Annotated in this window: 12 protein-coding genes, 1 tRNA gene and 2 pseudogenes; 8 read left to right on the top strand and 7 right to left on the bottom strand. The window is 38.0% G+C overall.

The window, feature by feature from the left end; all coding sequences use genetic code 11:
- From ACFIMK_RS08090 to ACFIMK_RS08080, 3 genes and pseudogenes are all read left to right on the top strand, one after another.
- On the top strand, positions 1-727 hold a 727-nt coding region (locus ACFIMK_RS08090; protein WP_375693539.1), incomplete at its 5' end, for a phage late control D family protein.
- Positions 684-1,286 (top strand): annotated as a pseudogene (locus tag ACFIMK_RS08085) (DnaB-like helicase N-terminal domain-containing protein); the annotation flags it as partial. The gene ACFIMK_RS08090 and the pseudogene ACFIMK_RS08085, both read left to right, overlap by 44 nt.
- A 271-nt stretch (positions 1,287-1,557) precedes the next feature.
- Positions 1,558-2,121: pseudogene (locus tag ACFIMK_RS08080) on the top strand (DnaB-like helicase C-terminal domain-containing protein); the annotation flags it as partial.
- Positions 2,122-2,276: 155 nt separating this feature from the next.
- Here ACFIMK_RS08080 and ACFIMK_RS08075 read toward each other — a convergent pair.
- Positions 2,277-2,353: transfer RNA gene (locus ACFIMK_RS08075), tRNA-Met, on the bottom strand.
- A 164-nt stretch (positions 2,354-2,517) separates the two neighbouring features.
- Here ACFIMK_RS08075 and ACFIMK_RS08070 point away from each other — a divergent pair.
- Both ACFIMK_RS08070 and ACFIMK_RS08065 read left to right on the top strand, forming a co-directional pair.
- On the top strand, positions 2,518-3,474 hold the full coding sequence (locus ACFIMK_RS08070) for a Gfo/Idh/MocA family protein (RefSeq protein ID WP_375612035.1): 957 nt from the start codon (positions 2,518-2,520) through the stop codon (positions 3,472-3,474).
- A gap of 49 nt (positions 3,475-3,523) precedes the next feature.
- Positions 3,524-4,642, top strand: a complete 1,119-nt coding sequence (locus tag ACFIMK_RS08065; protein WP_375628772.1) for a DegT/DnrJ/EryC1/StrS family aminotransferase — start codon at positions 3,524-3,526, stop codon at positions 4,640-4,642.
- A gap of 323 nt (positions 4,643-4,965) precedes the next feature.
- Here ACFIMK_RS08065 and ACFIMK_RS08060 read toward each other — a convergent pair whose 3' ends face one another.
- From ACFIMK_RS08060 to ACFIMK_RS08050, 3 genes are read right to left on the bottom strand one after another with little or no spacing between them, the layout of a single operon-like run.
- Complete coding sequence (locus tag ACFIMK_RS08060) at positions 4,966-5,232, bottom strand: hypothetical protein (protein WP_375611955.1); 267 nt, start codon at positions 5,230-5,232, stop codon at positions 4,966-4,968.
- Entirely contained in the window at positions 5,222-5,608 is a 387-nt protein-coding gene (locus ACFIMK_RS08055; RefSeq protein ID WP_375628774.1) for a hypothetical protein, read from the bottom strand. Before ACFIMK_RS08055 ends, ACFIMK_RS08060 begins: the two co-directional genes overlap by 11 nt.
- 27 nt (positions 5,609-5,635) lie before the next feature.
- Positions 5,636-6,232 carry a DUF1134 domain-containing protein gene (locus ACFIMK_RS08050; protein WP_375613340.1) on the bottom strand — a complete coding sequence of 199 codons (597 nt, stop codon included), beginning with the start codon at positions 6,230-6,232 and terminating at the stop codon, positions 5,636-5,638.
- A gap of 214 nt (positions 6,233-6,446) precedes the next feature.
- Here ACFIMK_RS08050 and chpT point away from each other — a divergent pair, with 214 nt between their 5' ends.
- Positions 6,447-7,085: a histidine phosphotransferase ChpT gene (chpT, locus tag ACFIMK_RS08045; RefSeq protein ID WP_375632317.1), complete on the top strand. Its 639-nt coding sequence runs from the start codon at positions 6,447-6,449 to the stop codon at positions 7,083-7,085.
- 223 nt (positions 7,086-7,308) lie between these two features.
- On the opposite strand, the gene ctrA is transcribed toward chpT, so the two are convergent.
- Positions 7,309-8,010 carry a response regulator transcription factor CtrA gene (ctrA, locus tag ACFIMK_RS08040; RefSeq protein ID WP_273790819.1) on the bottom strand — a complete coding sequence of 234 codons (702 nt, stop codon included), beginning with the start codon at positions 8,008-8,010 and terminating at the stop codon, positions 7,309-7,311.
- Positions 8,011-8,573: 563 nt separating this feature from the next.
- Here ctrA and ACFIMK_RS08035 point away from each other — a divergent pair.
- Positions 8,574-8,960 (top strand): flagellar export protein FliJ, encoded by a 387-nt coding sequence (locus tag ACFIMK_RS08035; RefSeq protein WP_375606932.1) that lies wholly within the window; start codon positions 8,574-8,576, stop codon positions 8,958-8,960.
- A 139-nt stretch (positions 8,961-9,099) separates the two neighbouring features.
- On the opposite strand, the gene ACFIMK_RS08030 is transcribed toward ACFIMK_RS08035, so the two are convergent.
- Entirely contained in the window at positions 9,100-9,375 is a 276-nt protein-coding gene (locus tag ACFIMK_RS08030; RefSeq protein ID WP_273790817.1) for a DUF1153 domain-containing protein, read from the bottom strand.
- A 390-nt stretch (positions 9,376-9,765) separates the two neighbouring features.
- Here ACFIMK_RS08030 and mnmA point away from each other — a divergent pair, with 390 nt between their 5' ends.
- Positions 9,766-10,989, top strand: coding sequence for a tRNA 2-thiouridine(34) synthase MnmA (gene mnmA, locus ACFIMK_RS08025; protein ID WP_375628779.1), 1,224 nt, complete (start codon positions 9,766-9,768; stop codon positions 10,987-10,989).
- Between the two features lie 280 nt (positions 10,990-11,269).
- On the opposite strand, the gene ACFIMK_RS08020 is transcribed toward mnmA, so the two are convergent.
- A complete protein-coding gene (locus ACFIMK_RS08020; protein WP_375628781.1) occupies positions 11,270-12,079 on the bottom strand; it encodes a TrmH family RNA methyltransferase in 810 nt (269 codons plus the stop codon).
- Positions 12,080-12,838: the final 759 nt, after the last annotated feature.

Genomic DNA, 12,838 nt, shown 5'->3' with positions numbered 1-12,838 from the left:
TGCCTCGATGCGTAAAGAGCTCAAAGAACAGGTGAGTGAACATTTTGACCACAAAACTGTTGGTGAGATTGTGGAGACACTTGCCAAACGCCATGGCTATCAAGCAAAGGTCAGTCCTCAGTTCACTCAACAAACTTTGCCTTATGTGATTCGTACAGATCAATCGGCTGTTGATTTTTTAACCCGCCTTGCCGATCGCATGCGGGCACGTTTTTTGATCAAGGACAATAAGTTTTTATTTTTAAGCGGTGACAATTTACCAGCATTAGCAATCCATAAGCACGACTGTTCCAACTGGGAATTTACGTTAGAGCCACGTACGCAATATGGCACCATTGAAGCTTCTTATTTTGATCGCTCAAAAGGGCAGCAATGCCAAGTCAAACATCAGACAGGGTTTAGCGGTCCCGTGCGGCGTTTGCGGACTTGTTACACTTGTGAGGAGGAAGCACGAGCTGCTGCTGCTTCCGAGTCGGACAGGTTGTGTCGTGCTGTAGGCAGTGGTTCTTTGACCCTTGAGGGACGCCCTGAAATCATGGCGGATCAACCTCTCATCCTTCAAGGGTTTCGTGGGCAAATCAATGGTCCATGGAAAGCCGCGACCGTCACCCACCGCTATGAAAAACAAAGCGGATACACCACAGAAATCACACTCGAGGCACCAAACAAGGGAAAAGAAAGCAATGAGAACACTGAACATGCTAAAAACAGAAAATCCAAGAGATAATTTTGCTTCTTCTTTTCGTCAACTTCCCCATAATATTGAAGCGGAACAGGCATTGCTTGGAGCAATCCTGATTAATAATAATGCACTCGATCGCGTTTCAGACTTTCTCAAAGCAGAACATTTTTTTGAAACGCTACACCAAAAGATCTTTGAGATTGTCTTACAAATTATTCAAAAGGGTCATCTTGCAAACCCCATTACAATCAAGCCCTATATCCAAATGGAAGAAAAAATTGGAGATATTACTGTATACCAGTATGTTGTTCGCTTAGCCACAGAGGCAGTCACTATTATTAACACTGAAGATTATGGACGCGTCATTTACGATCTTTTTATCCGCCGGTCTTTGATTAATCTTGGCAATGAAGTTGCCAATACAGCTTTTGATGCTCCTGTAGAGCTCACGCCTACCCAACAAATTGAAACGATTGAAAATCAGTTGTTTGAATTGGCAGAAAAAGGCAAATATGGGGGCGGGTTTGAAAACTTTGATACAGCCATTGCAAAAGCACTTAACATGGCAAGCGCTGCAAAAAAGCGTTCTNGCAGGAGAAAAGGAAACCTCTGAGTGACAGAAAATCAAAGGGACAACTTGACCCTTTGATCGGTCGTGATGAGGAATAGGTGCAACTTGCACCAATTGCATGAGTACAGCAATAGGGTATTGTTTACCCAATTCCTCAAAGGAGCAATGGTGCAAACATTGCACAATTGCATACTGAAGAGCAATTTGGTCAAGTTGACCGAATTCCTTAAACGCTTCTCTTATTTAATAATGTCCTGAATAATGTGCTTAGGATACAGAAAAATCATCAGTCAATTTATGCTNAATTGGAGATATTACTGTATACCAGTATGTTGTTCGCTTAGCCACAGAGGCAGTCACTATTATTAACACTGAAGATTATGGACGCGTCATTTACGATCTTTTTATCCGCCGGTCTTTGATTAATCTTGGCAATGAAGTTGCCAATACAGCTTTTGATGCTCCTGTAGAGCTCACGCCTACCCAACAAATTGAAACGATTGAAAATCAGTTGTTTGAATTGGCAGAAAAAGGCAAATATGGGGGCGGGTTTGAAAACTTTGATACAGCCATTGCAAAAGCACTTAACATGGCAAGCGCTGCAAAAAAGCGTTCTTCAAGGCTCTCAGGGATAGCTACCCATATCAAAACACTTGATGAGAAAATGGGAGGGTTACAAGCATCTGATTTGATTATCCTTGCGGGGCGCCCTGGGATGGGGAAAACCTCTCTGGCAACCAATATTGCTTTTAATATTGCCAATGCTTGCAAGCGTCATGATAACAGCCAAGCCAATGAAGGGGGTATAGTAGGATTCTTCTCACTTGAAATGTCATCCGAACAGCTTGCAACTCGCATTATCTCAGAANGATCTTTGAAAGGTCTTTGAAGACCCTTTGAGAACACCTTAAAAACTCTTTGAAAAAAAATAAATTGGTACAAAACCTAGTGTCAAAATATACAAAACCTGCTGGCAAGCTACAGCCACACTGCTGGCAAACTACACACACAATAAAAAAGTAATGGTAGCGGAGGAGGGATTTGAACCCCCGACACAAGGATTATGATTCCTCTGCTCTAACCTACTGAGCTACTCCGCCAAAATAAGCAATCATAATTGTCAATAATTACATCTTTTGCGGATATAAGGGGTAGAATAGTAAGATGTCAAGCATCGTTTTTAAGCTTTTCTCTTGTCATTCTATTTTATCCTCGATATGTAAAAGTGTAATTTTCATATGATAAAGTAAGGTAAGGCATGAAAATGGTGCCACGTGTAGCGGTTTTAGGATGCGGTCATTGGGGTGAAAATCATATACGGACACTCCACTCTCTCGGGGCTTTAGCAGCAGTTTCTGATATTGATAATGATCGTGCTGCTAGTTTTGCAACACTGTATGGTGTAGAGGTTGTTACACCAGATGATCTTTTTACTCATCGAGATATTGATGCGCTGGTATTAGCGTTGCCGCCACAATTGCATACGCAAAATGTGCTCCGTGCTGTTAAAAATGGTAAAGATGTTTTGGTGGAAAAACCAATAGCCTTGAATGTTTCTGATGCTAAACGCCAAGTTCAGGAGGCTGAGGCCTATGAGCGAGTTTTTATGGTGGGCCATATTTTGCGTTTTCATCCAGCTTTTGAAAAAATGTGTGAATTGGTGAAAAACGGAGATGTGGGAGATGTGCGATATATTTATTCTCATAGATTAGGCTTTGGAAAATTTCACACACACAGTGATGCTTTATGGGATCTTGCCCCTCATGATCTTTCAATGATTTTGGCGTTGACAGGATGTGAACCTTCCGAAATTCGCGGTGAGGGGGCTGCTGTCGTTGATCAGATTTCTGATTTTTCTCATATTCATATGATTTTTCCAAATGGTGTGCGTAGTCATCTTTTTACTTCACGCTTGAGTTCTTATCGTGAGAGGCGTTTAACTGTTGTTGGAACAAAGGCTATACTCGTTTTTGATGATATGGAACCGTGGAGTCGTAAATTGGCAATGCACCATTTTGCCGTTTGGAAAGAAAATCAAGAGTGGGCTTTTAGCATGGATGAGCTGAATTACATTGATGTTTGTGAAGATTTGCCGCTTACTTGCGAATTACGGCATTTCCTTCATTGTATTGAAACGCGTCAATCACCTCGTACAAATGGTGATGATGCTGTTGCTGTTTTACGGATTTTAACAGCTGCTGATGTCAATTATGATAGATAAAAGAGATAGGTAGCGCTTTTGCATTCTTGTGATGATCAATGGAGTTAATATGCAATTCATCGACCTTGGGGCGCAGCGTGCGCGTATTGAAGATAAAATTAATTCTGCAATTGCGCATGTAGTCGCTAGTGGTAAGTATATTTTGGGGCCAAAAGTAACAGAATTTGAAGAGAAATTGGCAGAATATCTTGGCGTTAAACATGTGATTGCATGTGCTAATGGAACAGATGCTTTGAAGATGCCTCTTATGGCTAAAAATATTGGTCTAGGGGATGCTGTTTTTTGTCCTAGTTTTACATTTTCAGCAACGGCTGAAGTGGTTGCTTTGGTGGGGGCTGAACCTGTTTTTGTCGATGTTTTACCTGATACATTCAATATTGATGTTGAAAAACTTTCTCACGCTATCGAAATGGTAAAAAAAGAGGGACGTCTAAAGCCAAAGGCTATTATTGCCGTTGATTTATTTGGGCTTTCTGCTGACTATGTGCAAATTGCTCAAGTGGCTGCAAAGGAAAATCTTTTTGTAATTGAAGATGCTGCTCAATCTATGGGGGGGAGAAGCGATAATACTATGTGTGGTGCTTTTGGTGATGTGGCTGCTACAAGTTTTTATCCTGCAAAACCATTAGGATGTTATGGTGATGGAGGCGCTATGATGACCAATGATGATCATTTTGCAGAACTTTTACGCTCTATTTTGTTTCATGGTAAAGGTGAAACGCAATATGACAATGTACGTATTGGTATGAATTCGCGCCTAGATAGCATTCAGGCTGCAATTTTACTAGAAAAGTTTGCGATTTTTGAAGATGAAATGGAAAAGCGTGTAGAAATTGCTCAACGCTATTCCAATGGCTTAAGAGATATTGTTACAGTTCCAGAAATAGGAGAAAATATTCGTTCTGCTTATGCACAATATACGATTAAGGTAAAAGAACGGGATAAATTAAAAGATTTTTTACAAAAAAATTCTATCCCTACAATGATTTATTATAAAACTCCTTTACATCAACAGCCAGCTTATAAACACTTCCCTTATGTAAAAGATTCCCTTTCTGTTTCAGAGTCTTTAGGAGAGTGTGTTTTAAGTTTACCAATGCATCCTTACTTGACACAAACGGATCAGGATATGATTATCAAAAAAATAAGAGATTTTTATCACTCTTGAGAGCGTGTTTTTATCCTTAAAATTATGGTCAAAGCTTTATTGGTGATCCATCTTAGAAGGTATTTTTTGTTAGAGTGTGTGGCCAATGTTTTGGTATTATTTCCTTTCTAGGACCTATGAAATGTTGTCCTTTAGAGCGGTGATATGATTAGAAAGTGAAGCTTCTAGACAAGAAGATATTTTTTAACAGAACGGTATGGGCTAAGAAACTTTGTCCTTTAGCTTAGCAAAAAAGTCACGTTTAGTAAAAGGATTTGGGTTATGAAAGTTACAATGAACCTTTGTTGATTTTACTCTTCATTTAAGGTGTTTTAAAAGATAACTTATTTAACAGGGCTTTTGGAGAGAAAAGTTATTTTTTGGCGAATACGTGATGCTAGGTCATTTTTGCTTTTGGATTTTTGAATCAATGTGTTGATGGGTGATGTATTCCCCTCTTGTAGCGCTATTTGAGCTGCCAATGTTGCTGCAAGTTCTTTTGTTTCTTCTCGGAGTTCTTCTAGCAATTGGTGGTTAGCGGTCGTGTCCAGCTCATGAGTTTGGATTTTTTGTAAGCGTTGCTGATAGTGTGCGACTTTTTCACGCATCATTTGTCTTTCCTTTGGAAGTGTATAGTGTGGCGATATTTTGTTTGATTGCTATCGCTTCTTTGGTGAGAGTATCTTTTGTGGGGAGGCATAGCCGATAAAATTGTTCTGTTACTTGGCTCAGTTGTATTTTTTGTTGGACATATTTTTTTTGCAAAAATTCGTACTTTTGTTGGTTGTTTGCTAATTCTACAGCATGTTGTGCACGAAGAAAATCGTGATTTGCTTCTATTTCCGCGAGTGATAATGGCATTTTCGCACAAACATCTTTATACGCAAAATGAACGGCTTTACGCCAAATAAAAGGAGATAAAAGCACCAGTAACCAGGAAGTGAAAGCAACTCCAAGTATAAAAAAAAGAAATGATTGAATAAGCATAATACCCCTTTTCAAATAAGAAACCGTTTAAAACGGATTCCATGTCGGTCTATGTGTTAATTTTAAATATCCTATATTGATACCAAGGCGTGCGCCGACTCCTGTACGTATTGGGATTAACAAGGTATTGTGGTATTTTAGGACATGAAAACCAACACCTGCAATTAAATAGGCCGAACCTGAAATACCACCATAGCGTCTCCATAAATTATTTATGCCATTAAGATTGTAAACTAAGATCATTAAACGGGAGCCTTGGCCGCCAAAATCCCATCCTACTGAGGGACCTTGCCAAAAAACTTTATGTTGACCATAGCTTTTGGTAAAAACCATTCCTTCGCCATAGGTTAATCCAGCAAAAAAGGCACCAGAAGCTTCTTCTCCTAAAATATAGGCATTGGGATAACCGTATTTTGAAAAAATATTTTGAATTGCAACAGCCAGACCACTGGCTGTTTTTCCAAAAAAAATATGACCAGAATCAATAATTTCTTGGAGTGAATAATGAGGTTCGTTTTGCTCTATTGGTTTTAGTCGAGCTTGTGTAGTGTTTATGGTGATGAATAAAAGGAAGATTAAAGATATAATATTTTTGTACCAGTATTTGAGCAGAGAGAGAGCCATGGAGTTTTCTCCTTTTATTAGTGATAAACAAAAAGATAATATTAGAATTTTCATTCTATTCAAATAAAAAATAAGATATAAGGTTATTTAAATTCTTGAATTTATTTCTGAATTTTTTAGCATGATTGTTAATGTTTCCTATTATGCATCAGATGTTAAGAGTTTTTCTTTAAAATAAAGTTTGTTTTTTTGAATCTAGGAGTTTTCAATCATTATGACGTTAGATATTTCTTTGAAGCCTATGGATCTTGCTGCTTTGCTTTGTAGTCGTATTTGCCATGATTTGATTTCACCTGTGGGGGCTATTCAAAATGCAATGGAGCTTTATGATGAAGGAGGAGCTGAAGAAGATGCTTTACAATTGGTGCGTTTATCCGTTGCGAGTGCTGCTGCACGTCTACAATTTGCGCGATTGGCTTTTGGTTTTGCTGGTGCAAGTGGAGGACAAATAGATACACGGACTGCAGAGCAGGTTGCTCAACAATATATGAAAGAAGAAAAAGCAACTTTAAAATGGCAAGCTTCTTCTTTATTGTTAGAAAAAGATGAAGTTAAACTTTTGCTTAATTTATTATTGATTGCAAACGCAACAGTTTCTCGTGGTGGTGAAATTGTTGTTATGATTTTGCAAGAAGAAAATAAACGTTCTTTTCGATTTGAGGTTTTCGGTAGAACTCTCCGTATACCCCCTCATTTTCTTGCGTTATTTCGTGGAGAAGTTCAAGAAGAGCTTATTGATGCACATGTCATCCAATTTTATTACACAATGTTACTTGCTCAGATGACAGAGATGAAAATAAATATTGATGAAAGTGATGGTTGTATTGTTTTAGAAAGTGTAAAAAAGCTTTGAATAAGAGAGAAGCGCTTAAGCTGTGTTGGGAAAAGTGGCTTCGATTGAACTTATGAGCGATAAGGTTATATGTGTAAATTGGGTGTGGTTACTTCTTAAGCTTTAAGCGCTTTCTATATGAGATTTTTAGTGTGCGAGTTCTCTACTTTTAACAGAGAAAAGATCTCGGGAAAAAATCTCGGCCCGCTACACTCCGAGATTTTACAATGTGCATGTTCACTGCTTAAGCGGTTTTTCGTACGTTCTCTTCAACTGGATCACGTAATACATAACCACGTCCCCAAACTGTATCAATGTAATTTACACTGGAAGAGACTGCTTCCAATTTTTTCCGCAATTTACAAATAAAAACATCGATAATCTTTAGTTCTGGTTCATCCATTCCACCATAGAGATGATTGAGAAACATTTCCTTGGTAAGGGTGGTACCTTTGCGTAAAGAGAGAAGCTCTAACATTTGGTATTCTTTACCGGTTAAGTGAACAGGGCGCCCTGCAACTTCGACAGTTTTTGTGTCAAGGTTAACGGTGAGATCTCCGGTAACAATAACCGATTGTGCATGTCCTTTTGAACGACGAACAACTGCATGGATACGTGCAATGAGCTCATCCTTATGAAAAGGCTTCGTCATATAGTCGTCTGCTCCAAAGCCAAAACCACGAACCTTGTCTTCAATGGCATTCATACCAGAAAGGATTAGGACAGGAGTTTTTATTTTTGCCAACCTTAGAGTCCGCAAGACATCATACCCTGACATGTCAGGCAAATTCAGATCAAGCAAAATGATATCATAATCATAGAGTTTTCCTAAATCGATACCTTCTTCACCCAGATCAGTGATATAAACATTAAAGTTAGCCGACTTTAACATCAACTCAATGCTTTGAGTAACTGCTCTATCATCTTCAATTAATAATACGCGCATTTTAGATCCCTCACTTTGCTCCTTCACGAATCATAAGGAGCATTTCTATTTTATATCAGTTAGCAAAACCACTGTTATAAAAACAATTCATTAAATCAAACACTTATAACAAAGCGTTTATGAACATTTCAGTAGTACGCGTAACAATCACTACTAAATTCCCCACTATCCATGATAGTGGTTAACAAAATATTTTTATTTTTGAAAGAGGCTACAAAATTATTTTAGAAAAATCCTATATTTTTTAACATAATAAAAAAGGAGGGCTTTTTCTATAAACTTTAACTTAAAAAAATTTGTAAAAGAGCTTTATAAATTACTTTTTTACAATTTCAGTGTTTATTTACTGAGCTTTAAACCTCTTCAGTTTATAATGGGGGAAAAGTTAAAGAAATAGTTATTGCTCTTTAAAGCAGATTGTATTTTCAGATGCTTTAATGCAAGGCAAAAATTATTATAATTTCAAGTTAATAGACTGTTTTTGTCGGATAGATATATAACTAAAAGATATTTATTGGGTGTGAATGCGAGTTTTGAGTTGGCGCAATCAAGGAGTAGTGAGTATGAAGCCACGAGAAAATATGGTGCGATTGAGGATGTTTCAAGTGCGTGGAAAGCGCCGTGAAATTGCACAGCTTGAGATGATGATCGCAGAATTTGAACGAATGGTGTTAGAGTTGGAAGCACAGATTACTCATGAAGAACGTAAATCTGGAAACAATGATGTTCACCATTTTGCTTATTCTGCTTTTGCGCGTGCAGCGCGGCAAAGACGTGATAATCTGATCAATTCAATTCGTGATTTAGAACTTCAAAAAACAAATGCTGAAATTGCTCTCCATGAAGCTAATACAGAGCTGCAACGTGCACAGCTTTTGGAAGCACGAGAAAAGAAGATTGCTGCGGATGATAAGGATATTTTGATTCAATCTAATTCAATGGTTGGCTAATTTAATGGCTGGATGATAAAAGCAATTATTGAAAAATCCATTCTTTCAGGTTTATCTTTTGGATATAGTATAAAACAGCCAAACTTTTATCAAGTTTGGCTGTTTTATAGATTGCTTTATGTTATTAATCAATGGCAACTTAATGCCTGTAGTGTTGAATCTTGGTCGTTCGTAATCCCGCTAAACCGTGTTCATCGATTAAACTTTGCCATGAAAGAAATTCTTCTACAGTCAAAGTATAACGGTGGCACGCTTCGTCAAGACTTAACAATCCACCTCTGACAGCCGCAACAACTTCAGCTTTGCGACGAATCACCCAGCGCCGTGTTGTTTGCGGCGGTAGGTCGGCAATTGTAAGCGGACTTCCATCTGGCCCAATAACATATTTCATTTGTGTTTTTATCAAGTTGCTCATTCGTATCCTCTACCTTTAGTCAAGGACTTGATTCGTTTATAGAGCATGAAATTTAAAAAAGAGCTAAAAGCGCTGAAAGAAAAAATTAATAAAGTGATTGGGTATGTAAAAAGAAGCTCAAGTTGAAGTGTGTAGAAGAGATTCTTGCAATATTTTACCGGATTTTTCAAAAGAGAAAAAAGGTTTTCTCCTAAACGATTACCATTATGCCTTATTTCCATCATTCTTTTTTTGTTTGCAGCAGCTTTTAAGAAAGTAATGCCTATGGTTGTGGAAAGGATAAAAAAATAATATAAAGACAATCAATCGTGTAAAAGTGCTAAAGAGCGTGCATCAGAATGTCAACATATGGCTAGCCATTAAACAGAGCATTAAATAGAGAATGAATACATGTTTTTAAACAGTCTTGATTTACCAGGACAACCTGAGGATTCTCGCATTGTTGTTGCAATGTCGGGGGGGGTTGATTCATCGGTTGTTGCAGGTCTTTTGAAAAAGGAAGGGTATAATGTTATTGGCATTACGTTGCAGCTTTATGATCATGGGGAAGCAACGCATCGGGTGGGGGCGTGTTGCGCAGGACAAGATATTGAGGATGCACGCCGCGTTGCAGAAACACTAGGAATACCGCATTATGTTCTTGATTATGAAAAGCGCTTTCGCGAAGCTGTTATTGATCCTTTTGCAGAAAGTTATGCTCATGGAGAGACCCCAGTACCATGTATTGCATGTAATCAAACGGTTAAGTTTGCTGATTTATTAACAACGGCACGCGAATTGGGAGCAGATGCTTTGGCTACGGGACATTATATTCGTTCGCGTTCCCACGGAGCGCATCGAGCACTCTTTCGTCCTCTCGATAATGATCGTGATCAGAGTTATTTTCTCTTTGCAACGACACAAGAACAGATTGATTATTTGCGTTTTCCACTTGGTGACCTTCCAAAAGCCCGCGTTCGTGAAATGGCAGCAGAAATGGGCTTTGTGGTTGCCAATAAGCATGATAGTCAGGATATTTGTTTTGTTCCACAAGGAAAATATTCAGATGTTATCGCAAAACTGCGTCCAGAAGCAGCTAATCCTGGCGTTATTGTCCATATTGATGGAAAGATTTTAGGTAAACATTCGGGAATTGTTAATTATACGGTTGGTCAACGTCGTGGTATTGGGGTATCAACGGGTGAAGCGCTTTATGTGGTTTATCTCGATGTGGAAAATGCACGTGTTATTGTTGGACCGCGTGAAATGTTAGAAACGCATAAGCTTTTTTTACGTGATGTGAATTGGCTTGGTGATGAGTCGTTAGATAATTTCCCTTCTCAAGGTATTGAGGTGGCTGTAAAGGTGCGTTCAACGCGTCCTCCTCACCTTGCGCGCTTACATTATAAAGAAGGTATTTTTTCCGTTGATTTATTGGAATGTGAAAATGGTGTGGCACCAGGGCAAGCTTGCGTTCTTTATGATGGAAATGGTCATGAGGCGCGTATTCTTGGGGGAGGATTTGTAACACATTCAGAACGTGCAGCCGATACTGAAATGATGTTGAAGCGCGTTTTATGTAATCTCGAAACAAAAGATTCTGTTTCCTCAGAACTAAAAACAACAGCTTTATAAAGCATAGTAAATTGATTTATAATGATATTTTTTAATCTTAAACTTGAATGAGAGACTTCCGGAAGATTTTCTCATTGAAAGTTTGTTTTATGATTGAATCCATCAAAATTATATCTTTTACACGTCATAAGCGGGGTTAGGGTGTGGAAAGTGATGATAAAGAAAATGTAAAAATGTTTTTTATCAATGCTTTCAAAGGCTAGGGAACGGCAATATTATTGGAGACTGATAGATAACATACAACATTGGGTATGTTTTATAACTTGAAGTGTTATCATCTTTAGTGGTCAAAGTTGGTAAAATGAGCAAGTGCAATACCTGAGGCTGTGGCAACATTAAGGCTGTCAAAACCGTCAGTCATGGGAATACGTAAGGTGTTTGATTGTTGTAGTATATGGGGTGGTAAGCCATCGCCTTCTGTTCCAAAAATAAGTGCCATTCTTTTGGTTTTGTTGGCTTGCTTGAGAGTGTGTGAGGCAGAAGGGGAGAGTGCATAAAGATGAAAGTTTTCATCGTTTAGAGCAGCTATAATGTCATCTATATCAGCGTTTTGCGTATAGGGTACTTTTAAAGCAGCGCCGGCAGACACTCTTATTGATTTGCGATAAAGTGGATCGCATGAGGTTTTGTCGACAATAATGCCATTACTGGCAAAGGCTGCTGCATTACGAAAAATTGATCCCATATTATCGTGATTCGAGATACCACATAAAACAAGAATCAAAGCTTTTTCTGGAAGATGTTGTAAAAAACTTTGTAAGGGTGGCAGTATTTTGCGTTTACCAATACCCAGAACACCACGATGAACATGGAAGCCGGTGATATTATCCATAACTTTTTGTGGAACGCAATAAATGGGACATAGAGGCTGTGTTTTTTCTAAAAGCGGTAGAAGTCCAGAGAGACGGTTTGCTACGATGAGCAGTGAGATGGCAGAAAACTCTTTCGAATGTAGTAATGCGGACAATGTTACTTTGCCTTCAGCAATAAATTGATGTTGCCGTCCAACAAGATCTTTTTCACGGATATTATGATAGGCTTTTAGGCGTGGATCATCTGTTTCATTGATTGTTATGATATTCAAATGCATGCGAGATTTTTAGTGCTTTTTTCTTATGATTTCCAGATGTTAGAATTTGTTTTATTTAAAAAGAAGAGATAAAAAAATATTTTTTAAAACTTATGGTAGAATTTATGTTGACAATATACAACCATAGGTATAATGTAAAAATACTGATACGGAATCATATATTTTTCTTGTATCGGGTGCAGTGTCTTGGGTCCCCGCTATTTCCCAAGTTCTGTATGCCCTTAATTTCTAAGGGAAAAGAATCTGGGTCCCCAATGCCCAGATTCTTTTTTTTGAGGGTAATCATTGTTATTCTTTTTATATCTAAATTTTTTAGTAAATCATATTTTAAAATCCAGTTGACCTGTAAAGTTACCGTAGAGTGCTAAGATATTTTTTCTAAGGTGCAAAGATGGCTTATAGATGGGTTATAATGCACATCATAAGACTGAAAAATAATGCATGATCATGATAGATTTGAGCAAAAACAAGTTTTTCGTTTATGAGAAGTGAGATGGCTTTAAGTTATTCAGAAAACGATTAATAATGAAGGTTATGTGTTTGATTGCTCTTGGGAAAACTCTTCTTTCTATTATTTTCTCTCTTCTTTATTTATTGGTGCTGTTCGTGTAACTGAGCAGTTTTTACGATAATAATGGTGAGCTGAGGCGTTTATTGTATGATGAAGCTTCTGTAATATTGAGGAAAGATCGTCGTTATGCCAAAAGTATAATGATATGGTTGAAAATATTAATTCCCTATTTCGTGAAGAAAAGGATG

Origin of the sequence: Bartonella sp. AP280QHHD, assembly GCF_042196125.1 — a bacterium.
Classification (GTDB): domain Bacteria; phylum Pseudomonadota; class Alphaproteobacteria; order Rhizobiales; family Rhizobiaceae; genus Bartonella.
Note: the sequence above shows the minus strand (reverse complement) of the source record. Positions and strands in the feature narration are given on the sequence as shown.

Coding starts and splice junctions, on each gene's coding strand:
- ACFIMK_RS08070 (WP_375612035.1), top strand. CDS start 2,518: ATGGTGCCACGTGTAGCGGTTTTAGGATGCGGTCATTGGGGTGAAAAT.
- ACFIMK_RS08065 (WP_375628772.1), top strand. CDS start 3,524: ATGCAATTCATCGACCTTGGGGCGCAGCGTGCGCGTATTGAAGATAAA.
- ACFIMK_RS08060 (WP_375611955.1), bottom strand. CDS start 5,232: ATGATGCGTGAAAAAGTCGCACACTATCAGCAACGCTTACAAAAAATC.
- ACFIMK_RS08055 (WP_375628774.1), bottom strand. CDS start 5,608: ATGCTTATTCAATCATTTCTTTTTTTTATACTTGGAGTTGCTTTCACT.
- ACFIMK_RS08050 (WP_375613340.1), bottom strand. CDS start 6,232: ATGGCTCTCTCTCTGCTCAAATACTGGTACAAAAATATTATATCTTTA.
- chpT (WP_375632317.1), top strand. CDS start 6,447: ATGACGTTAGATATTTCTTTGAAGCCTATGGATCTTGCTGCTTTGCTT.
- ctrA (WP_273790819.1), bottom strand. CDS start 8,010: ATGCGCGTATTATTAATTGAAGATGATAGAGCAGTTACTCAAAGCATT.
- ACFIMK_RS08035 (WP_375606932.1), top strand. CDS start 8,574: ATGAAGCCACGAGAAAATATGGTGCGATTGAGGATGTTTCAAGTGCGT.
- ACFIMK_RS08030 (WP_273790817.1), bottom strand. CDS start 9,375: ATGAGCAACTTGATAAAAACACAAATGAAATATGTTATTGGGCCAGAT.
- mnmA (WP_375628779.1), top strand. CDS start 9,766: ATGTTTTTAAACAGTCTTGATTTACCAGGACAACCTGAGGATTCTCGC.
- ACFIMK_RS08020 (WP_375628781.1), bottom strand. CDS start 12,079: ATGCATTTGAATATCATAACAATCAATGAAACAGATGATCCACGCCTA.